The sequence below is a fragment of the Marivibrio sp. genome, from assembly GCF_040218065.1.
Classification (GTDB): domain Bacteria; phylum Pseudomonadota; class Alphaproteobacteria; order UBA8366; family Aestuariispiraceae; genus Marivibrio.
This window is the reverse complement of sequence record NZ_JAVJQE010000005.1, coordinates 221,023-240,823: the sequence shown is the minus strand read 5'-3', so window position 1 is coordinate 240,823 and position 19,801 is coordinate 221,023. Positions and strand designations below refer to the sequence as shown.

Annotated in this window: 18 protein-coding genes; 12 read left to right on the top strand and 6 right to left on the bottom strand. The window is 68.6% G+C overall.

The features are described from left to right. Window positions 1-4 precede the first annotated feature (4 nt). Both RIB45_RS03395 and rpe read right to left on the bottom strand, forming a co-directional pair. Window positions 5-1,666 (bottom strand): heparinase II/III family protein, encoded by a 1,662-nt coding sequence (locus tag RIB45_RS03395; protein WP_350048781.1) that lies wholly within the window; start codon window positions 1,664-1,666, stop codon window positions 5-7. Between the two features lie 26 nt (window positions 1,667-1,692). Beyond that, a complete protein-coding gene (gene rpe / locus RIB45_RS03390; protein ID WP_350048779.1) occupies window positions 1,693-2,358 on the bottom strand; it encodes a ribulose-phosphate 3-epimerase in 666 nt (221 codons plus the stop codon). Between the two features lie 162 nt (window positions 2,359-2,520). On the opposite strand from rpe, the gene RIB45_RS03385 reads away from it, so the two are divergent. The 4 genes from RIB45_RS03385 to RIB45_RS03370 all read left to right on the top strand — a co-directional run bounded on the left by RIB45_RS03385 (window position 2,521) and on the right by RIB45_RS03370 (window position 5,792). After that, window positions 2,521-2,964, top strand: coding sequence for a universal stress protein (locus RIB45_RS03385; protein WP_350048777.1), 444 nt, complete (start codon window positions 2,521-2,523; stop codon window positions 2,962-2,964). 124 nt (window positions 2,965-3,088) lie between these two features. Then, a complete protein-coding gene (gene dapD / locus RIB45_RS03380; protein WP_350048775.1) occupies window positions 3,089-3,937 on the top strand; it encodes a 2,3,4,5-tetrahydropyridine-2,6-dicarboxylate N-succinyltransferase in 849 nt (282 codons plus the stop codon). Window positions 3,938-3,969: 32 nt separating this feature from the next. Further along, window positions 3,970-5,166, top strand: coding sequence for a succinyl-diaminopimelate desuccinylase (dapE, locus tag RIB45_RS03375; RefSeq protein WP_350048773.1), 1,197 nt, complete (start codon window positions 3,970-3,972; stop codon window positions 5,164-5,166). A gap of 47 nt (window positions 5,167-5,213) precedes the next feature. Beyond that, entirely contained in the window at window positions 5,214-5,792 is a 579-nt protein-coding gene (locus tag RIB45_RS03370; RefSeq protein WP_350048771.1) for a hypothetical protein, read from the top strand. A gap of 19 nt (window positions 5,793-5,811) precedes the next feature. On the opposite strand, the gene RIB45_RS03365 is transcribed toward RIB45_RS03370, so the two are convergent. Continuing rightward, the gene (locus RIB45_RS03365) at window positions 5,812-7,065 is read right to left on the bottom strand and encodes a nucleotide sugar dehydrogenase (RefSeq protein ID WP_350048769.1); all 1,254 of its coding nucleotides are present in this window, start codon (window positions 7,063-7,065) and stop codon (window positions 5,812-5,814) included. Window positions 7,066-7,186: 121 nt separating this feature from the next. Between RIB45_RS03365 and RIB45_RS03360 the strand changes: the two genes are divergently transcribed. After that, window positions 7,187-8,740: an FAD-binding domain-containing protein gene (locus RIB45_RS03360; RefSeq protein ID WP_350048767.1), complete on the top strand. Its 1,554-nt coding sequence runs from the start codon at window positions 7,187-7,189 to the stop codon at window positions 8,738-8,740. On the opposite strand, the gene RIB45_RS03355 is transcribed toward RIB45_RS03360, so the two are convergent. Next, entirely contained in the window at window positions 8,737-9,486 is a 750-nt protein-coding gene (locus RIB45_RS03355; RefSeq protein WP_350048765.1) for a sulfite exporter TauE/SafE family protein, read from the bottom strand. The genes RIB45_RS03360 and RIB45_RS03355 overlap by 4 nt on opposite strands. An 82-nt stretch (window positions 9,487-9,568) precedes the next feature. Between RIB45_RS03355 and RIB45_RS03350 the strand changes: the two genes are divergently transcribed. After that, the gene (locus RIB45_RS03350; protein WP_350048763.1) at window positions 9,569-10,357 is read left to right on the top strand and encodes an alpha/beta fold hydrolase; all 789 of its coding nucleotides are present in this window, start codon (window positions 9,569-9,571) and stop codon (window positions 10,355-10,357) included. Window positions 10,358-10,503: 146 nt separating this feature from the next. Here RIB45_RS03350 and clpB read toward each other — a convergent pair whose 3' ends face one another. After that, the gene (clpB, locus tag RIB45_RS03345) at window positions 10,504-13,116 is read right to left on the bottom strand and encodes an ATP-dependent chaperone ClpB (protein ID WP_350048761.1); all 2,613 of its coding nucleotides are present in this window, start codon (window positions 13,114-13,116) and stop codon (window positions 10,504-10,506) included. Window positions 13,117-13,424: 308 nt separating this feature from the next. Between clpB and tmpA the strand changes: the two genes are divergently transcribed. Continuing rightward, complete coding sequence (tmpA, locus tag RIB45_RS03340; protein WP_350048759.1) at window positions 13,425-14,579, top strand: 2-trimethylaminoethylphosphonate dioxygenase; 1,155 nt, start codon at window positions 13,425-13,427, stop codon at window positions 14,577-14,579. Beyond that, window positions 14,576-15,181: a phosphonate degradation HD-domain oxygenase gene (locus tag RIB45_RS03335; RefSeq protein WP_350048757.1), complete on the top strand. Its 606-nt coding sequence runs from the start codon at window positions 14,576-14,578 to the stop codon at window positions 15,179-15,181. Before tmpA ends, RIB45_RS03335 begins: the two co-directional genes overlap by 4 nt. Before the next feature lie 136 nt (window positions 15,182-15,317). Here RIB45_RS03335 and RIB45_RS03330 read toward each other — a convergent pair whose 3' ends face one another. Then, on the bottom strand, window positions 15,318-16,298 hold the full coding sequence (locus tag RIB45_RS03330) for an MJ0042-type zinc finger domain-containing protein (RefSeq protein WP_350048755.1): 981 nt from the start codon (window positions 16,296-16,298) through the stop codon (window positions 15,318-15,320). A 243-nt stretch (window positions 16,299-16,541) separates the two neighbouring features. On the opposite strand from RIB45_RS03330, the gene ftsE reads away from it, so the two are divergent. The 4 genes from ftsE to RIB45_RS03310 are packed head-to-tail and all read left to right on the top strand — an operon-like array spanning window position 16,542 to window position 19,557. Then, complete coding sequence (gene ftsE, locus RIB45_RS03325) at window positions 16,542-17,261, top strand: cell division ATP-binding protein FtsE (RefSeq protein ID WP_350048753.1); 720 nt, start codon at window positions 16,542-16,544, stop codon at window positions 17,259-17,261. Beyond that, on the top strand, window positions 17,258-18,166 hold the full coding sequence (locus tag RIB45_RS03320) for a cell division protein FtsX (protein ID WP_350048751.1): 909 nt from the start codon (window positions 17,258-17,260) through the stop codon (window positions 18,164-18,166). The genes ftsE and RIB45_RS03320 overlap by 4 nt, the downstream gene beginning before the upstream one ends. 3 nt (window positions 18,167-18,169) lie before the next feature. Next, window positions 18,170-18,832, top strand: a complete 663-nt coding sequence (locus RIB45_RS03315; RefSeq protein ID WP_350048749.1) for a YdcF family protein — start codon at window positions 18,170-18,172, stop codon at window positions 18,830-18,832. Next, window positions 18,829-19,557 carry a lysophospholipid acyltransferase family protein gene (locus tag RIB45_RS03310; protein WP_350048747.1) on the top strand — a complete coding sequence of 243 codons (729 nt, stop codon included), beginning with the start codon at window positions 18,829-18,831 and terminating at the stop codon, window positions 19,555-19,557. Before RIB45_RS03315 ends, RIB45_RS03310 begins: the two co-directional genes overlap by 4 nt. Window positions 19,558-19,801: the final 244 nt, after the last annotated feature.

The window sequence follows — 19,801 nt, the reverse complement described above, 5'->3', positions numbered from 1 at the left end:
GGCTCTATCCCTTCTTCGCCTCGCGCTGCAGCGCCCATTTGACGGCGGCGCCTTCCGGACCCACAACCCCGGTCAGGATGATCTGCTGGCTGCGTTTGCCCTCCCCGCGGCCGAGATAGACGCTGTCCGTCAGCGCCATGTCCGCGCCGGCCGCGCGCAGCCGCCAGCCTTGTCCGGAGGGCGTCCGCAACAGGGCGGCCGTGTGATTGTGCAGCAGCGAAACCTGGATTTTCGGATGCAGGTGGAAGCGGATGGTGAAGGGGGCGCCGTCGCCCCCCTCGATCGCGTCCTCCCCGCGCAGATCGTCGCCGCCGGCCGCCAGGAACAGCCGGCGACGCACCTGCGCCCCGATCCCTTTCCAGTAACCGTCATGCGACGCCTCGAGCCAGAAATTGTCGTCCGCCTCGCGGCGCTCGACCTCGGTCCGGGCGCGGCGTCTGCCGACGCGCGCTGTCTTGGGGAGGATTTCGGAGCTATTGGTGTCGTCGATCCCCAGCGTCGAATGCGCGGCTGTCGCGCGCTGGGCTGAGGACCAATCGCCGTCCGGCCGAAGCGAGGCGCCGCAGTTCACGATCAGGCGTTCCTGGCCGGCGCTGACCTCCAGCGACAGCGCGCCCGCATGGGCGCAACCGTCATAGGGGGCCGCCGGCGGCGCGCCGACGTCCACCAGCACCGTCATGCGCGCCGCCGCCAGCCGCTCGAACCCGCCGTGAGGGGCGCGTTTCGGAGGGCGGCCGCGCGCGTCGGCGAGCGCCAGCACGCTGTCGATCTCCGCCGCATCGCCTTCGCGGCTGTCGTTGAACAAGGCCAGCCCGCCGTCGCCATGCCGGAAGAAGCGCACCATCGGAGCCATCTTGTCGATCGCGCTCTGCAGCGCGTGCGGGGTTTCGACCTGGGCGCTTCGAAACACCTCGCGCAGGGCCGTTAGGTCCCGCAGCACCTCCACCTGAAGGCGCGGACTGCGGGTCGCGTGGCAGCCGTCGGGCAGAATGGCGCGCTCCAGCTCCTCCACCAGCAGGCCGAAAGCGCCGCGCCGCTCCTCCGCCCAGTTCGGCAGGCACAGCGTCGCGACGACGTAGCCCATGATCCCCACAAGGCGGCCCGCGTCGAGACCTTCTTGGCCCGCGACACGGTCCAGGTGGCGGACCTGGCGGCCAAGGCTGTCGAGCAGGGCGGCCGTCGCCTCGTCTCCCGCGCCTTCGCTCAACCAGCCGTAGCGCACGATCCATGACCAGACCCGCCGCCCGGCGACGTCCGCGCGCCATGCGATCGCGTCGCCTTCGAGCTTTCCGGCGTGGTCCGCGGCGATCCAGTCGGCCGTCAGGCTCTGCGCGCGGGCCTGCGCCTCCGCTCCGCCGTGCGCGGCGAGGTCGCGCAGCCAGTCGAAGCCGTTCGCCGTCTCCAACCAGCCGCGCCCGGCGCCGATGGCCGTCCAAGGGTTGCGGGCTTGGGCGATCCGCTCGCCCGCGAAGGCGAAAGCGCCTTCCAGGATCTGGCGCCCGCGATCGGGGTCGCCCGCGAAGGGATCGGGCGGCGCGACGTTTGGAGGCGGCGCGCGTCGGCCGGCCAGCGTTGCGCCGTAAAGACCGGTTCCGCGCGCGAGCTTAACCGCGCCGTACTTCAGGCCGGACCAGAAGGGGCTGGGGGGCGAGGGATCGTCGTCCATCGCGTCGACCCGTCCTCGTTCGCGATTCAGCAGGCGCCGCGCAGGCGCGCGATATTGGCCGCATAGGCCTCGGCGCCGCCCTTGAAGGTGGCGCTGCCTGCGACCAGAACGTCGGCGCCGGCCGCGATGCAGCGCGGCGCCGTGTCGAAATTCACGCCGCCGTCGACCTCCAGATCGATCGCGCGGCCGGTCTCCTCAATCAGCGCGCGCAGGCGCTCGATCTTGGGCAGGGCGGTCTCGATAAAGCTCTGCCCGCCGAAGCCCGGATTGACCGACATCACCAGGACCAAATCCACTAAATCCATGACGTGCGCGATCGCCTCCGCCGGCGTCGCCGGATTCAAGACCACGCCCGCCTTCTTGCCGAGCGCGCGAATCGTCTGAAGCGAGCGATGGAGATGCGGCCCCGCCTCCGGATGGATCGAGATCACGTCAGCGCCGGCCTCCGCGAAGGCCTCGAGATAGGGGTCGGCCGGCGCGATCATCAAATGGCAGTCGAAGGGTTTCGGGCTGTGCGCGCGCAACGCCTTCACCACCGCCGGGCCGATCGTGATATTGGGGACGAAATGGCCGTCCATCACGTCGATATGGATGTAGTCCGCCCCGGCTTCGTCGATGGCGCGCACCTCTTCCCCCAACTTGGCGAAGTCGGCCGAGAGGATCGACGGGGCGATGCGCACGGGCTGTTGCATGACGGCTTACCTAGTCTCGGATTCGCGCCCGCGCAAGCGATCTTGGGCGAAGAGCCGGTCGAACCGGGCGCAAACCGGCGCATTCGGGACAGAAAGCCTCTGGCGTCCGTGAAAGCAAGACGGGTAGAGTGAAGGCCATCAGGGGCGCCAAGGGGGAAGATCATGTTCAAGTCCATCGTCTGCGCGGTCGACGGTTCGGAACATTCGCTGCGCGCGGCTGAGACGGCGAGCGAACTGGCTCAGAAATTCGACGCCAAGCTCACCATTCTGACCGTCGCCAAGGCGGTTAAATTGACGCCGAAACTGCGCGAATTCTTCGAAAACGAAAGCCTGAAAGGCGAGGCCACCTATGTGCTTGAGCCAATGACCGAAGGCGTCTTGGCCGAGGCCAAGAAGCGCGCGTTGGCGAAGGGCATGACCAAGGTGGAGACCGTCGTTCTGGAAGGTCAGCCCGCCCGGACGATCGTCGACTTCGCCAAGCGCAACAAGTCGGACGCGATCGTCATCGGCGGTCGCGGCCTCGGCGACATGGAGGCGGCGCTGCTCGGCTCGGTCAGCCACAAGGTCTCCTCGCTGGCGCCCTGCACGGTGGTGGTCGCGAAGTAGCGACCACGCCCAGACGTCGCAATCCCGGCCTTTCCGGCCGCGCGCTCGCTTGACCGGGGCGGCGGCCCGGGTAGAGTGCGCGCGCCTTAACGAGACGACGGCGCGCAGCACGAGGGAGAGCGACATGGCCCATGAGGATCTTCAGGCGACGATCGACGACGCCTTCGACAATAAGATCGGCGAGATTTCCGCGAAGACCGGCGGCGAAATCCGCGAGGCGGTCGAAGAGGCGCTGACGCTGCTCGATTCCGGCAAGGCCCGCGTCGCGGAGAAGGACGCGGACGGCTGGCGCGTCAATCAGTGGCTCAAGAAGGCGGTGCTGCTCTCCTTCCGCCTGAACGACATGACGACCATCGCCGGCGGCCCGGGGGGCGACGCCAACTGGTGGGACAAGGTGCCTAGCAAGTTCTCCGGCTGGGGCGAGACGGAGTTCCGCGCCGCCGGCTTCCGCGCGGTGCCCAATTGCGTCGTGCGCCGCAGCGCCTTCATCGCCAAGGGCGTCGTGCTGATGCCGAGCTTCGTCAATCTCGGCGCCTATGTCGATGAGGGAACGATGGTCGACACCTGGGCGACCGTCGGCTCGTGCGCGCAGATCGGCAAGAACGTTCATCTTTCCGGCGGCGCAGGCATCGGCGGCGTGCTGGAGCCGCTGCAGGCCGGGCCGGTCATCATCGAGGACGGCGCCTTCATCGGCGCGCGCGCCGAGGTCGCAGAGGGGGTCATCGTAGAGGCCGGCGCAGTGCTCTCGATGGGCGTCTATATCGGCGCCTCGACCAAGATCATCGACCGCGAGACCGGCGAAGTGCATATGGGCCGCGTGCCGTCGAACGCCGTGGTGGTTCCTGGAACCACGCCCGGCAAGCCGCTGCCCGACGGCTCGCCCGGCCCCGGCCTCTACTGCGCCGTGATCGTGAAGCGGGTCGACGACCGCACGCGCTCGAAAACCTCGATCACCGAGTTGCTGCGCACCTGACGGGGACCGGTGAGCGCCCTATAGTCACTGTCATGCCCGACGCTGTGAACCGCCAAGAGACCGCCCCGATCGATCCGCTCGCGCTCGCCCGCGACCTGATCCGCTGCGAAAGCGTGACGCCGGCCGAAGGCGGCGCGCTGGACCTGCTGGAAGAGGTGCTGGCCGGCCTCGGCTTCGACTGCACGCGCCTGCCGTTCGAGGAGGCGGGGACCGACCGGGTCGACAATCTCTACGCCCGGCTCGGCGCCGACGGGCCCAATCTCTGCTTCGCCGGGCACACCGACGTGGTGCCGGTCGGACACCGCGACAGCTGGACCGTCGATCCGTTCGCCGCCGAGGTGATCGACGGCGTCCTCTACGGCCGCGGGGCGAGCGACATGAAGGGCGCGATCGCCTGTTTCGTCTCCGCCGTCGCCGATTATCTGGGCGACGGGCGCGAAGGGCCGGGCCGCGGGTCGATCAGCCTGCTGATCACCGGCGACGAAGAAGGCCCTTCGATCAACGGCACGAAGAAGATGCTGCCGGCGCTGGCCGAGCGGGGCGAGCGGATCGACGCCTGCATCACCGGCGAGCCGACGAACCCAAAGCGCCTCGGCGAGATGATGAAGATCGGCCGGCGCGGCAGCCTGAACGGCTTCCTGACGGTGCACGGCGTCCAAGGCCATACCGGTTACGTCCATCTGGCGGACAACGCAGCCCATCGGCTGACCCGCATGCTGAACGCGCTGTTGGAAATTGAGCTCGATCAGGGCTCGGAGCATTTCCAGCCCTCGACGCTCGCGATCTCCACCATCGACGTCGGCAATCCGGCGACCAACATCGTGCCGGGACGGGCGGCGGCGGTCTTCAATATCCGCTTCAACGATCTGCACACCGGGGCCGAGCTCGAGGAGCGCCTGCGCGCCGTCCTCGCCGACGCGGCCGGCGACGGCGCGCGTTACGATTTCGAGGTGCGAGTCTCGGGCGAGAGCTTTCTGACCCCGCCGGGCCTCCTGTCCGACCTGCTCGGGGAGGCGGCTAAGGCCGAGACCGGCCTCGACTGCGAGCTCAGCACCACCGGCGGGACGTCCGACAGCCGCTTCATCAAAGACTATTGTCCCATGGTGGTGGATTTCGGGCTGGTCGGACAGACCATGCATAAGGTGGACGAACGGGTCGCCGTGGCCGATCTGGAGGCGCTGACGCGCATCTACCGCCGCGTGATCGAGGGCTATTTCGCGCGCGCCTGACGGTCCGTCGGGGCCTTTTGCGCAAACGGGAGGAGACGACGACGAAGATGTTGCCGCCGGTCTCCGCCGCTGAAATCGTCGCGCGCACTCAAGCCGCCTTCAAGCTGTTCCTGACCTTCGACGAGAAGCAGTTGGAGCGGTTCGGCGACGAGATGTCGGACGCGGTCAAGAGCTTCTGGGCGCCGATCCTGGTGCTGCCGCTCAGCCTTTGGATCACGCTGATGCGCGATGCGGGCACCGTCGTCGATCAAGCGCCCTTGCTGCCGCGGCTGATCACCGAATTGTCGGCCTACGCGATCGATGTGGTCTACTGGCCGCTCGCCATGGTGATGATCGCGGATCTGCTGCAGAAACCGGAATCCTACGCCCGCTATATCAGCGCCTACAACTGGACCGTCATCCCGATCACCGTCATCGCGACGGGGCTTGCCGCGGTGTTCGGGGTGACGGACGGCACCATGGGGCTGCCCGGCGTCGCGCTGATGTTCTGGATTCTGCTGTTCCGCATCCGGCTGGCGCGCAAGATCTTCGACCTGAATGTCGGGGTCGCCGTCGCCCTCGTCGCCGGCGACTTCTTCCTGGGCCTGCTGGTCTCCGCCATGCGGGCGGGGGTGCTGGTGGGATAGCCGGAAACCCCCTCGCGGCTCACAGCGTCCAGTAGACCAGCCCTTCCGGTATCGAGCGCTTGCGCCACACGCCCTTGATGTCGGCGACGAGGCCGCCCGGCTTCACGAGGCCGCGCAGCGGCAGTTCCGCGAAGCCCGTATGCGGGACGGCGCCGACGACGGCGTCGTAGGCGAGTTCCGGCGCGTCGATCACGTCCAGCCCGTACTCATGGCGGATCTCTCCCGCGTCGGCGACGGGATCGTAAACGTCGACGCTGTGACCCAGCCCCTCCAGCGCGCGCACCAGGTCGATCACCTTGGTGTTGCGGATGTCGGGGACGTTCTCCTTGAAGGTGAAGCCCAACATCAGCAAGCGCGCGCCGCGCGGCAGGTCGGCGTCCAGCCGCCCGGCGATGGCGGCGGCCATGCCGTCGTTGATCCGCCGGCCGGCCAGGATCACCTGCGGGTCGACGCCGATCTTCTCCGCCGCGTAGGCGAGGTAGTAAGGATCGACCCCGATGCAGTGGCCGCCCACCAAGCCCGGCGTGAAGGGCAGGAAGTTCCACTTCGTCCCCGCCGCCTCCAGCACGTCATAGACCGAGAGGCCCATCTTGCCGAAGATCTGCGCGATCTCGTTCACGAAGGCGATGTTGATGTCGCGCTGGGCGTTCTCGATGACCTTGGAGGCTTCGGCGGTGCGGATGTCGCGCGCGACGAAGACGTCGTCGCCGTTCATGGCGCCGTAGACCTGGGCGAGGAGGCGCGCGACCTTCTCGGTCTGGCCGGCGACGACCTTGGTGATGCTGTCGACGCGGTGGACCTTGTCGCCCGGATTGATGCGCTCGGGCGAATAGCCGAGATAGAAGTCCTGGCCCGAGATCAGGCCCGATTCCGCCTCCAGGATCGGGCCGCAGAAATCCTCCGTGCAGCCGGGATAGACCGTGCTCTCATAGACCACGATCGACCCGAGGCCGATGAGCCCGCCCACGAAGCGCGACGCGCTCTCCACCGCGCGCAGGTCGGGCTTGTTGTCCGGGCCGACGGGCGTCGGGACCGTCACGATGAAGATGTCGGCCTCTTTCAAGGCCGCAGGGTCCGAGACATATTCCAGCCGGCTGTCCAGCAACTCGCCCCGGCTCAGTTCGCCCGTGCGGTCGCGGCCCTCGCGCAGCTGCTCCAGGCGCGTCTCGTCGATGTCGTAGCCCATCACCTCGAAACGCCGGGCCAGCGCGACGGCCAGCGGCAGCCCGACATAGCCGAGGCCGATTACAGTGAGGACGGGATCCTTCGCCATAGGGACGCGTGCTCCGACAAGGGGGCGGGCGGGCCGGTGCGGCCGTCGATGCGCTTGGCGATAGCCCCCGAGGCGCAACCTGTCAATCTGAGCCGCCGCGCGCCGCGTATTGAGGTCCGTCATGCCCGTCACCCTGCTCTGGCTCAAACGCGACCTGCGGGTCGAGGATCATGCCGCGCTCGCCGCCGCCGCGCGCGCGGCGGACGAGGCCGCGCCCGTCCTTCCGCTTTACGTGATCGAGCCGGAGCTGTGGGCCGAGCCCGATCGATCCGGCCGGCATTGGGATTTCCTGCGCGAAAGTCTGCAGGAGGCGCGCGTCGCCTTCGCGGCGCTTGGGGTCCCGCTGGTCGTGCGCATCGGGTCGGTCCTCGAAATTTTTCAGGCGCTGGCCGACACGATCGGCGTCGCGGCGATCCACGCGCATGAGGAGACCGGGAGCGGTTGGACCTTCGCGCGCGACGATCAGGTGCGCGCGTGGGCGCGGGACCGCGGGATTCCCCTGCGCGAACATCGCCAGTTCGGCGTCTTGCGCGGTCTCAAGGATCGCGACGGCTGGGCCGCGCACTGGGAGCGGATGATGGGCGCGCCCAAGGCCGAGGCGCCGGCCGTTCTGCCGCCGCTCCCGGGCGAGATCGATCCCGGGACGATCCCGGACCGCCCGCCGGGGCTGTCGGCCGACGCTCCCTGCCCTGGCCGGCAGCCGGGCGGACGCGCCGCGGGCCTCGATCTCCTGGGAAGCTTTCTCAGCCGTCGCGGCGCCCGCTATCATCAGGAGATGTCGAGCCCGCTGACAGCGCAGCAGGCCTGTTCGCGCCTGTCCGCGCATCTCGCCTACGGCACGCTGTCGATGCGCGAGATCGTGCAGGCCGTGCGGGTCGAGCGGCGTCGCCTCGCCGATGCGCCGCCGGCGGCGCGCGGGCTTTGGCCGGCCGCCCTGAACGCGCTGGACGGGCGCCTGCACTGGCATTGCCACTTCATCCAGAAGCTCGAGAGCGCGCCCGAGATCGAATGGCGCAACATGCATCCCGGCTTCGACGGGATGCGCGAGGACGCCTTCGATGCAGAGCGCTTCAAGGCGTGGACCGAGGGCCGCACCGGTTTTCCCATGGTCGACGCCTGCATGCGGATGCTGGTCGAGACCGGCTGGATCAACTTCCGCATGCGCGCGATGCTGACCTCCTTCGCGGCCTATCATCTCTGGCTGCATTGGCGCGAGCCGGCGCTGCATCTGGCGCGCCTGTTCACCGATTACGAGCCGGGAATCCATTACAGCCAGATGCAGATGCAATCGGGGACGACCGGCGTGAACACGCCGCGCATCTACAATCCCGTCAAGCAAGGCTGGGACCACGACCCGGACGCGCGCTTCATCCGACGCTGGGTCCCCGAGCTTGCGCGCCTTGAGGACCCGAAGCTGGCGCACGAGCCCTGGCGCGCGCCGAACGCCGCGCCGGACTATCCGGCGCCGATCGTCGATCTGACGGAGGCGGCGCGCTTCGCCCGCTCCGAGATCGCGCGGGTGCGACGCAGCGACGGCTACCGCGAAGCGGCGGGCGCCATCCAGCGCCGGCTGGGCTCGCGGCGCTCCGGTCTGAAACAGACGGGCGGCGCCAAGGAACGCGCGGCGGCGGCGCGGCGCGCCGCGACGCGGGACCAGATGTCGTTCGACCTTTAACCCAGCAGCTCCAGCGCCCGCGCGCCGACCAGCGACAGGCCCGAGAGCAGCAGGATCCCCAGCACATAGCGGCGGAACTGCGCGTCGGAGGCCCGGCGATAGACCCAAAGTCCGGCGCCCGCGCCGAGGATGGCGGCGCCGACGGCGCCGGCGACGAGTCCGGCGTCCGAGAGCGCGATGCGGCCGCTGGCGTAGTGCCCGATCGCGGCGGTCAACAGGATCGCGAGGTTGAAAGGCTGAAAGACGCCGCGCTGCTCGTCCTTGGGCCAGCCGCGCAGCCCCGCCCAGATCGTCGGCAAGGGACCCGACAGGCTGGCGAGCCCGCCCAGGAACCCGCCGCCCACGCCGACCAGCGCATCCGCCGACCGCCCGCCCCACCGGATGACGGGCGGCGTACGCACCGCAAGCCCGTAGGCGCAATAGGCCAGCAGAAAGAGCCCGAGGCCGAGCTTCACCGCCTCGCGATCAAGCGTCGGCAACAGCAGCACGCCGATCGGCATGCCGATCAGTCCGCCCGCTAGGAACGGCAGAAGCCGCGGCCAGATCACCCCGTGCCGCACGAAAGCCAGCGTCGTCACATGGGCCGCCACCGCGATGGTCGCCGCCACCGGCACGGCGAAGGCGGGCTCCGCCACGTGCAGCCACAGGCTGAGCGCGATCAGGGCGGTGCCCAGGCCGGTCAGGCCCGAGACGAAGCCGGCCAACAGGGCGCCGCCGATCATGACGGTCAGGAAAAGCGGCTCCATCTGGCTCGGGTCTCCGGTTGGGCTTGAAGGGCGGGAGGGGCCTGTCTAGCGTCAGGCGCGCCGCTTGGAAAGGAGAGCTCGCATGACGCTCGACCTCGCCGTCGTCGAGGCCGGTCAGGACCGACCCGGCCCGCCGCTTGTCATCCTGCACGGCCTGTTCGGGGCCAAGAAGAACTGGGGCGCGCTGCAAAAGCAGTTCGCGCGGACGCGGTCCGTGATCGCCGCCGACCTGCGCAATCATGGGCAAAGCCCGTGGGACGCCGCGATGGATTATACGATCATGGCGCAGGACGTCGCGCGGCTGATCGAGACGCGCTGCGCGGGCGGGCCGGTCCATCTGCTGGGCCATTCCATGGGCGGCAAGGCGGCGATGATGCTGGCGCTCTCGCGGCCTGAGCTTTTGGCCTCGCTGATCGTCGTCGACATCGCGCCGGCGCCCAGCCAGTCGGCGCAGTTGACCCATTACGCGGAGCTGCTGCGCGATCTCGACCTATCGCCCTATTCGCGGCGCTCGGAGGTCGACGCGGCGCTCAAGCCGGCGGTCCCGGACGACGGGGTGCGCGCCTTTCTGCTGACCAATCTGGAGACAGCCGGCGACGCGCTCTCCTGGAAGCCCAATCTCGACGCGCTGGTCGACAATATGCCTCAAATCGAGGATTGGCCCGCGCTCGACGGCGTCGAGCCGTTCGAGGGTCCGACCCTCTTCATCGCCGGCGGGCGCTCGGACTATATCGGCCCGCAGCATCAGGCCGAAATCGAGCGCCTGTTCCCCAACGCCGAGATCGAAACCATTCCGGGCGCCGGGCATTGGGTCCACGCCGAGGCGCCGAAAGCCTTCCTGGAGACGGTGGAGCGGTTTCTGGCGGAATAGACGGCGCCCCCGCGAAGGCGGGGCCCTCGGACCGCCCGCTCAACCGAGGGAGCGAGCCGAGGACGGCCCCCGCTTTCGCGGGGACCCCCCATCGACGTCGAACCGACTTGACGGCTGCGCCTCGTCGAGGCTTCAGGGCGGCCCCCTCAGGCCGCTTCGGCCTCGAGCGTCTCGCCGTTGATGACGAGGCCGGTCTCGTCGGCGGTGACCTTGACCGCGTCCCCGTCCTTGATGCGGCCCTCCAGGATCAGGGTCGCCAGCGGGTTCTGCAGATTCTTCTGGATCACCCGCTTGAGCGGCCGCGCGCCGTAGACCGGATCGTAGCCCGCATCGGCGAGCCAGGTCTCCGCCTTCTGGTCCAGCTCCAGCGCGATCTTGCGATCGGCCAGCAGCTTCTTCAGATAGCCGAGCTGGATCTCCACGATGCCGGTCATGTTGTCTCGGCTGAGCCGGCGGAACAGCAGCAACTCGTCCAGCCGGTTCAGGAACTCCGGCCGGAAGGCGGACCGCACCACCTCCATCACCTGGCCGCGCACCTGCTCGACGTCGTCGCCCTCATTCTGGCCGGCGAGATACTCGGCGCCGAGGTTGGAGGTCATGACGATCAGCACGTTGCGGAAATCGACCGTCCGGCCCTGGCCGTCCGTCAGGCGGCCTTCGTCCAGCACCTGGAGGAGGACGTTGAAGACGTCCGGATGGGCCTTTTCCACCTCGTCGAACAGTACGACCTGATAGGGCCGGCGGCGCACGGCCTCGGTCAGCGCGCCTCCTTCGTCATAGCCGACATAGCCCGGCGGCGCGCCGATCAGGCGGCTGACGGAGTGCTTTTCCATGAACTCCGACATGTCGATGCGCACCATCGCGGTCTCGTCGTCGAACAGGAATTCCGCCAGCGCCTTGGTCAGCTCCGTCTTGCCGACGCCGGTGGGACCTAAGAACAGGAAGCTGCCGATCGGCCGGTTCGGGTCCTGCAGCCCGGCGCGGCTGCGCCGCACGGCGTTGGCGACCGCCTTGATCGCTTCGTCCTGCCCGACGACGCGACGCGCCAGCAGGCCTTCCATCCGCACCAGCTTCTCGCGCTCGCCTTCGAGCATCTTATCGACCGGGATGCCGGTCCAGCGGCTCACCACGCTGGCGATGTCCTGCTCGCTCACCGCCTCGTTCAGCATGTGCTCGGCGCCGTCCTGCTCCTCAGCGGCGGCGAGCTTCTTCTCAAGCTCCGGAATGACGCCGTAGGCGAGTTCGCCCGCCCGGTCGAAGCGCCCGCCGCGCTGCGCCTGATCCAATTCGATGCGGGCGGCGTCCAGCTTCTCCTTCAGCTCGGACGCGCTGGCGAGCTTTTCCTTCTCCGCCTTCCAGGAGGCGGTCAGGTCGGCGCTCTCCTTTTCAAGCGCCTCCAGCTCGTCCTCCAACTTCTCAAGACGATCCTTGGAGGCCTTGTCGGTCTCCTTCTTCAGCGCCTCACGCTCGATCTTCAACTGGATGATGCGCCGGTCCAGCTCGTCGATCTCCTCCGGCTTGCTGTCGACCTCCATGCGCAGGCGCGAGGCCGCCTCGTCGACCAGGTCGATCGCCTTGTCCGGCAGGAACCGGTCGGAGATGTAGCGGTTGGAGAGCGTCGCCGCCGAGACGATCGCCGCGTCGGTGATGCGCACGCCGTGATGGACCTCGTACTTCTCCTTCAGGCCGCGCAGGATGGAGATGGTGTCCTCCACCGTCGGCTCGGCGACGAAGACCGACTGGAAGCGCCGCGCCAGCGCCGCGTCCTTCTCGATATGCTTGCGGTATTCGTCGAGCGTGGTCGCGCCGACGCAATGCAATTCGCCGCGCGCCAAGGCGGGCTTCAGCATGTTGGAAGCGTCCATCGAGCCTTCGGCCGCCCCGGCGCCGACCAGCGTGTGCAGCTCGTCGATGAACAGCACCACGCCGCCGTCTCCACCGGAGGAGGCGGAGGCGATCTCCTCCAATACGGCTTTCAGGCGCTCCTCGAACTCGCCGCGGAACTTGGAGCCCGCGACCATCGCCGACAGGTCGAGCACCAGGAGCTTTTTGTCGCGCAACGCCTCCGGCACGTCGCCGTTGACGATGCGCTGGGCCAACCCTTCGACGATGGCGGTCTTGCCGACGCCGGGTTCGCCGATCAGTACGGGATTGTTCTTGGTCCGACGCGAAAGAACCTGGATGGAACGGCGGATCTCCTCGTCCCGCCCGATCACCGGATCGAGCTTGCCGTCCTGCGCCGCCTTGGTCAGGTCGCGCGTGTATTTCTTCAGCGCGTCGTATTTGTCCTCGGCCCCTTGCGTGTCGGCGGTGCGGCCCTTGCGCATCTCCTGAATGGCCTGATTGAGCGCCTGCGGCTTGAGGCCGGACTCCTTAAGCGTCTTGGCGGCCTGCGTCCCCTCGGCCATGGCCAGCGCAAGCAGGATGATCTCGGCGGTCACGAAGCTGTCGCCGTTCTTTTTGGCGAGCTCCTCGGCCTGGCTCAGCGCCTTGGCTGTCGCCGTGTCGAGATGTAGCGAATTGGCGCCGCCGCCCTGCACCTTCGGCTGACGGCCGAGATCGGTCTCGACCAGCGAGAGCGCGCGCTTCGGATCGCCGCCGGCCGCGCGGATCAGCGTGGCCGCCAAGCCCTCCGAATCGTCGAGCAGAACCTTCAGCAGGTGGTCGGGGGTCAGGCGCTGGTGATCGGAATTGATCGCCAACGTCTGGGCGGATTGAATGAAGCCGCGGCTGCGGTCAGTGAACTTCTCGATATTCATCGCTCGTCCTCTTCTCACGTCCCCCGCGTCGCGCAGCGAGACATCCAAGAACCGACGCGTCGTAGCGAGCCCGCTTTGCGGCGCCCGCGCGCGTCCCTCTGGATGTATATTGGAGGCGCGGGCGAGGCGTGCAATAGACTCGAGATCTGCAAAAACGCCGACGCCGCGCTTCTCGCGCGCCCTCAGTGCGGCGCGCGGCGGAACGATCGGGGCGCTGTCTTTCCGTCCCCTTGACCCGCCGCCGCGCGCGGCGCAACACAAACGCAACAGAGTTTTGCTAGACGCAAGGGTTATGAGGAGAGAGCTCCATGCCTGACGCAGCGCTCGCCGCCGGCCGAGCGGCGACGATCCTGGCCCAGCAGCCGCACTTCTTGATCCTCGAATGGCCGGACGGCGCGCGCCGCCGCTTCGAGGCGCTTTGGCTGCGCGATCAGGCGCAGGGGGGCGCCTTTCGCCATGGCGACAACGACCAGCGGCTGTTCGACGTCGCCGACCTGCCCGAGGACCTCTCGATCGCGACGGCTGAAATGCGGTGCGACGGGGCCCTGGCGGTGCGGTTCGAGCCGGAGGGGATTGACCTCGCCTACGACGCGGCCTGGCTCAAAGCGCACGCCTCCGACTCGCTGCGCGACGCCGCCTGGCCCGCCAGCTGGGACGCCGCGGCGATGGGCGAGCCGATCTGGCACGACTACACCGCCGTGACCCGCGATCCGGCGGCGCTCTACGGCTGGCTCGACGCGATCCGCCGCGACGGCGTGGCGCTGATGCGCGGCGCGCCGGTCGAGCCGGAGACGGTCTGTCGCTTGGCCTCGCTCTTCGGCTATGTGCGCGAGACCAACTACGGCCGGTTGTTCGACGTGCGCGCCGAAGCAAAGCCGACCAACATGGCCTTCACCGGCGAAGGGTTGGGGGTGCACACGGACAATCCCTATCGCGATCCGGTTCCGACGCTGCAGCTCCTCCACTGTCTGCAAGCGGACGCCGACGGCGGCGGCGAGAGCCTGGCGGTCGACGGGTTCGAGGCCGCGCGGCGCCTCTATGAGCGTTCGCCGAAAGACTACGATCTGCTGACCCGCTGGCGCGTCCCCTTCCGATATCGCAGCGGCGGCGTCGACCTTCAGGCCCGCCGTCGTCTGATCGAGGCGGACGAAGCCGGCCGGCCGATCGCCGTGGCCTACAACAATCGCTCCATCGCGCCCTTCGACCTGCCGGCCGACGCGATGCGTCCCTTCTACGACGCGTATCGCCGTTTCGCCCGAATCCTGCGGGAGCCGGACCTGCCGCTTCGCTTCACGCTCGCGCCGGGGGACGTCTTCATCGTCGACAATCGCCGGGTGCTGCACGGCCGCGGCGCCTACGGCGCGGGGGCGCGTTGGCTGCAGGGCTGCTACGCCGACATCGATTCGCTGCTGAGCCAACTGCGCGTCATGGAGCGCGACCGAGACCAAGGAGACAGAGGATGACCGCCGCCCCGATCCGCGAAACCCTGCCGAGCGATCCCGCCTCGGTGACGCCGGAGAGCGTGGTCCCCTTCATCCTGTCGCTGTTCCGCCAGTCGGGCGGGCGCGACTATCTGGGCGAGGCGGTCAGCCAGCAGGAGCACGCGCTGCAATGCGCCGTCTGCGCCGATCAGGAGAACGCCGATCCGGCGCTGATCGCCGCCTCGCTGCTGCACGACGTCGGGCATTATCTGCACGACTTCACCGAGGACGCGGCCGCGCAAGGGATCGACAGCCGGCACGAGGAGGCGGGCGCCGACTTCCTCGCCCGCTTCTTCCCGCCCGAGGTCTCGGAGCCGGTGCGCCTGCACGTCGCGGCCAAACGCTATCTCTGCGCGGTCGAGCCGGACTATTTCGATCGGCTGTCCGCCGCCTCCGTCCGCTCGCTGGAGCTGCAGGGCGGCCCGATGTCGGAGGCGGAGGTCGCGGCCTTCGAGGCCAATCCGCACCACAAGGCGGCCGTGCGTCTGCGCCGCTTCGACGAGACGGGCAAGATCGCGGGCCTGAAGACCCCGGCGCCCGAGGACTTCGCGGATATGCTGGAGGGCTTGCGCCGGTCGGCCTAAGCGCCCTGTCTTACAGGCGATCGCCCGCGCCCTCGTCCTGAGGAGGGCGCCCAGGCGCCCGTCTCGACGGACGCGGCCGATGTCGGGAGACGCTCCGGCGCGCTTGGCGGAGCGCGACGCGTCGCAGAGAGCGGGCCTACCCGCCGTCCTGCTGCGCGCCGCCGCCGCCCTCGCCGCCGCCGTCCTCGCCGCCGCCTTCCATCTCAGGGGCTGCGCCCTCGACCTCGTCGGCGCGGGTGAAGGTCACGAACAGGCCGGTCGCGCCGCGCGGCGGGTTCTCGACCTCGGTCTCGTAGGAGACCGTCTCGCCGGGCAGAATGCGCTCCTCGGCGGCCTCGAAGGTCCAGACCGTCAAATCGTCGCCCTGGGCGTTGCGCAGCGCGCCGCGCAGCAGCGGCGCGTCGATCGGCTCGGCCGTGGTGTTGCGAATCTCGCCGGTGATGCGCAGCGTGCGCTGGTCGCCGTCGATGATCGCCTGGCTCTTCGGCGCCGGCAACTCCAAGCCGAAACCCAACGTGTCGACGGGAAAGCCGATCGCGGAAAAGATCGCGTTCGCCGGACGATAGGCCTTGACGATGTCGTGGCGGAAGAAGAAGCCGCCGACGCATACGCCCACGACCAGCACCAGCAGGAAGATCCACGCGCCCAACGGCGATTTCTTCACCGTCTTCGGCTGGCGCTGGCGCGGGACGATCTCCTCGTCCGGTCCCAGCGGCGGCTCGTCGTAGCCGGCGCTGCGCTCGCGCCCGGGCGGCGGGGGCGGCGGCTCGAAGGCGTCATCCGCGGTCTCGGAGCCGGGGCCGTACTTTCCGCCGTCGGCGAACGCGGGCGGCTCGAACTCGTCCTCGTCGACCTCGGCTGCGGGCGCGGGCTTGGGTTTGGCCGCGGTCTCCTGCTTCGTCGGCGCTTTCTTGGGCGCGGCCTTTTTGGGGCCGGCCTTGGGGGCGGGCGGCTTCTTGGGCGCAGCCGATTTCGGCGCGCCGCCCTCCTCACCGTCGTCGGGCGAAGCGAACCATTTGTGCGCGCACTTGGCGCATTTCACGGTGCGGCCCTGCGCGCCGAGCGCCTCGGGCTTCACCTTGAAACGCGACCGACAGTTGGGACATGTCAGGATCATACGGGGAATCGGCCTTTCCACAGCACGCTTGCCTTATAGGATGTTGCCCTGATTCGCGCAACAAAGCGTAGCCTTTCAAACGGCGCGCCGTCCGCTTTACGCCGCCCGCGCTTCCGTGCGATTGTGAACCATCGGCGCAGGGTCCGCCGTCGGGCTCCGGACGCCCGCGCGCCCCTACCCGTCCGACGCCGGAATCGTCAACCGCCCTCAGCGGCGCCCGCGAGCAAGGTCGACAGAGCCCGCATGATCCGTTTCGAAAATGTCGGCATGCGCTACGGCGCCGGTCCGGAGGTGCTGCACGACGTCAGTTTCGATCTGCCGCCGGGCGCCTTTCGCTTCCTGACGGGGGCGAGCGGCGCGGGCAAGTCTTCGCTCCTCAAGCTGATGTACCTGTTCCATCGGCCGAGCCGCGGACTGATCAACATCTTCGATCGCGATCTCAGCACGCTGAGCCGTGACGAACTGCCGGAGCTGCGTCAGCGCATCGGCGTGGTGTTCCAGGAGTTCCGGCTGCTCGACCACCTGAGCGCGTTCGAGAATGTGGCGCTGCCTCTGCGCGTCGCGGGGCGCAGCGAAGGCCAGATCCGTAAGCATGTGGGCGAATTGCTGGAATGGGTCGGTCTGAAGGATCACCTGAACGCGCGGCCGGCGACCCTGTCTGGCGGTCAGAAGCAGCGCGTCGCCATCGCGCGGGCGGTGATCAGCCGCCCCGCGCTGCTTTTGGCGGACGAGCCGACCGGCAATGTCGACGATCGCATCGCGATGCGTCTGCTTTACCTCTTGGAGGCGCTCAACAAGCAGGGCGCCACCGTGGTCGTCGCCACGCACAATCAGGCGCTGATCGACCGGTTCGACTACCAGCGTCTGCATCTTGAGGACGGCGTGCTGCACGCGCAAACGCCGCCGCGCGCGCCGCGGCCGGAACCCCGCGGCGGCGGTCTAGGCCTGGGGTCCCGGCGATGAGCGCGCGCGGCCGGGCGATCATTCCTTTCGCCCAAGATCCGGCGGGGCGGCTGATGCCGTGGCTGATCGGCTTCATGACCTTCGTCGCCGGATTGGCGCTGGCGGGCGCGCTGCTGTTGCACGATTTCGCCGAAAGCTGGAGCCAGGGGCTCGCCGACAGCATGACGGTCCAGATCCCGCCCCCGGCGGACGAAATGGGCGACGCCGTGGCGGCCGAAGCGCGCCTCGACCGGGCGGTGGAGGACGCGGTGAGGATCCTCGCCGACGCCCCCGGGATCGCCGCCGCCGAGCCGCTGCCCGGATCGCGCATCCAGGCGCTGTTGGAGCCCTGGTTGGGCGAGACGCTGGACCCCGCCAGCCTGCCGCTGCCGCGACTGATCGCGGTGGAGGTGGCGGATATGCAGGAGGTCGATCTAGCGGTGCTGCGCCAGCAGTTGCAGACCGTCGCTCCCGGGGCGGCGCTCGACGATCACGGGCTGTGGCGCGCGCGTCTGGTCGCCTTCCTGCAGTCCTTGCAGTTGGTCGGCTTGGCCGTCGTCGCGGTGGTGATCCTGGCCGCCGCGACGGTTGTCCTGTTCGCCACCCGCGGCGGTTTGCTGGCCCATCACGAAACGATCGAACTGCTTCACTTGATCGGCGCGTCGGACAACTTCATCGCCCGCCAGTTTCAGCGCCAGGCCCTGCGCGCCAGCCTGAAAGGCGGCCTCGGCGGCGCGTTGATCGCCGGACTCACGGTGATCGGTCTCGGCTATGCGGCGGCGGCGACCGGGGCGGAGTTGCCGGGTCCCGCAGTGCTCGATTGGCCGGACTGGCCCTATCTGGCCCTTTTGCCGCTGGCGACGGCGCTGCTCTCTCATCTCGCCGCGCGGCGCACCGTGTTGCGCAGCCTGCGTCGGATGCCGTGAGCCATGGGCGCGCCGCGTTTCTCGCCCCGTGAACGACGACCCTGGCGGCGCCGGCTGTTGGCGACGCTTTTGGGCGCCGGCGCGCTGGCCTGGGCGCTCGGCTTTCTGGTCTACGCCGCCGCCCTGCCGGACGAGGTCGCCGACCCGGACCGACCCACGGACGCGATCGTCGTGCTGACCGGCGGCAGCCAACGACTGGAGACGGGGCTGGAGCTGTTGAGCCGCGGCGCTGCGGATCAACTCTTCGTCTCCGGCGTCTATCGCGGCGTCGACGTCGCCGAATTGCTGCGCATCGCCCAGCAGGAGCCGGGTCGCCATGAATGCTGCATCCACATCGACTACAAGGCCGGCGATACGATCGGCAACGCGCGCGAGACCGCCGCGTGGATGGAAGGGCGCGGCTTCGTCTCGTTGCGTCTGGTGACCGCCGCCTACCATATGCCGCGCAGCCTGATGGAGTTCCGCACCGCCATGCCCGATACGGTGATCGTGCCGCACCCTGTCTTTCCGCCCAACGTCAAGCAGTCCGCGTGGTTTCGCAATCCGGGCACGGCCGCCCTGTTCGCCGGCGAATATACGAAATATCTGCTGGCCCGGGTGCGCATCGCCTTGGAGGCGCTGATCGGCGCGGCCAAGAGCCGCGCGGAGCCGGAGGCGGCCCGGTGACGGTCAAAGCCGCCCGGCCGATGGACCGCGTTCGCTCGATCGTCTTCGCGCTGACGTTCTATCCTCTGACCACGGCGATGTTGATCCTGCTGCTGCCGACGCTGCTGCTGCCGATCCGATGGGCGCGACCGGTCTGCTACCTTTGGGTCGATTTCTTCGATTGGATGAGCCGGCGCGTGCTGAGAGTGCGCTACCGCATTCAAATCGACCGCGAGGCCTCGGACGCGATCGCGCGCGGGCCGGTGATCTTCGCCGCCAAGCATCAGTCGATGTGGGAGACGCTGATTTTCAACGCCTTGCTGAATCGCCCCGCCTTCGTGCTGAAAGAGGAATTGACGCGCATTCCGCTCTTCGGGCGGTTCCTCAAGAAGTTCGAGATGGTGGCGGTCGATCGCACGGCCGGGGCGGCCGCGCTCAAGGGTATGGTCCGCCAGGCGCGCGACCAGATCGAGAAGGGCCGGTCGGTCGTGATTTATCCTCAGGGCACCCGGGTCGCCCCGGGTGAAAAGCGCCCCTACCTCCCCGGCGCGGCGGCGCTCTACAGCCAGATCGACGCGCCGGTGATCCCGATCGCCCTTGACTCCGGTCGGCTGTGGCCGCGACGCGCCTTCGTGAAGCGCGCCGGGACGATCACGGTCAAGGTGCTCGCCCCGATCCCGAAAGGTCTCGACCGGAAAAGCTTCCTGCAAATGCTTAAGGCCCGCATCGAACAAGCCTGTGGATAACGATGTGGAGGATTGCGGCCGCGCCGCAGGGTTTGCGGATTTTCGCCCGTTGGCCAAGCGTTTAACCGACTGCGTCGGCTGCCGAACTATTTGGCCCTCGGCAAACAAAGGCCGAACATCGTTTGACTCCGCCGCAACCCCGCCCCTATACTGAAAAAGATGAAGGATTTCTTATAGTTAATTCGCCGTTCGCAGCGTCGAGAGCAACCGCCGCCGGGCGGAAAAAGCCCGCGATTCCAAGAAG

Excerpts from the sequence above, each read along its gene's own strand:
- RIB45_RS03395 (WP_350048781.1), bottom strand. The coding sequence starts at position 1,666 with ATGGACGACGATCCCTCGCCCCCCAGCCCCTTCTGGTCCGGCCTGAAG.
- rpe (WP_350048779.1), bottom strand. The coding sequence starts at position 2,358 with ATGCAACAGCCCGTGCGCATCGCCCCGTCGATCCTCTCGGCCGACTTC.
- RIB45_RS03385 (WP_350048777.1), top strand. The coding sequence starts at position 2,521 with ATGTTCAAGTCCATCGTCTGCGCGGTCGACGGTTCGGAACATTCGCTG.
- dapD (WP_350048775.1), top strand. The coding sequence starts at position 3,089 with ATGGCCCATGAGGATCTTCAGGCGACGATCGACGACGCCTTCGACAAT.
- dapE (WP_350048773.1), top strand. The coding sequence starts at position 3,970 with ATGCCCGACGCTGTGAACCGCCAAGAGACCGCCCCGATCGATCCGCTC.
- RIB45_RS03370 (WP_350048771.1), top strand. The coding sequence starts at position 5,214 with ATGTTGCCGCCGGTCTCCGCCGCTGAAATCGTCGCGCGCACTCAAGCC.
- RIB45_RS03365 (WP_350048769.1), bottom strand. The coding sequence starts at position 7,065 with ATGGCGAAGGATCCCGTCCTCACTGTAATCGGCCTCGGCTATGTCGGG.
- RIB45_RS03360 (WP_350048767.1), top strand. The coding sequence starts at position 7,187 with ATGCCCGTCACCCTGCTCTGGCTCAAACGCGACCTGCGGGTCGAGGAT.
- RIB45_RS03355 (WP_350048765.1), bottom strand. The coding sequence starts at position 9,486 with ATGGAGCCGCTTTTCCTGACCGTCATGATCGGCGGCGCCCTGTTGGCC.
- RIB45_RS03350 (WP_350048763.1), top strand. The coding sequence starts at position 9,569 with ATGACGCTCGACCTCGCCGTCGTCGAGGCCGGTCAGGACCGACCCGGC.
- clpB (WP_350048761.1), bottom strand. The coding sequence starts at position 13,116 with ATGAATATCGAGAAGTTCACTGACCGCAGCCGCGGCTTCATTCAATCC.
- tmpA (WP_350048759.1), top strand. The coding sequence starts at position 13,425 with ATGCCTGACGCAGCGCTCGCCGCCGGCCGAGCGGCGACGATCCTGGCC.
- RIB45_RS03335 (WP_350048757.1), top strand. The coding sequence starts at position 14,576 with ATGACCGCCGCCCCGATCCGCGAAACCCTGCCGAGCGATCCCGCCTCG.
- RIB45_RS03330 (WP_350048755.1), bottom strand. The coding sequence starts at position 16,298 with ATGATCCTGACATGTCCCAACTGTCGGTCGCGTTTCAAGGTGAAGCCC.
- ftsE (WP_350048753.1), top strand. The coding sequence starts at position 16,542 with ATGATCCGTTTCGAAAATGTCGGCATGCGCTACGGCGCCGGTCCGGAG.
- RIB45_RS03320 (WP_350048751.1), top strand. The coding sequence starts at position 17,258 with ATGAGCGCGCGCGGCCGGGCGATCATTCCTTTCGCCCAAGATCCGGCG.
- RIB45_RS03315 (WP_350048749.1), top strand. The coding sequence starts at position 18,170 with ATGGGCGCGCCGCGTTTCTCGCCCCGTGAACGACGACCCTGGCGGCGC.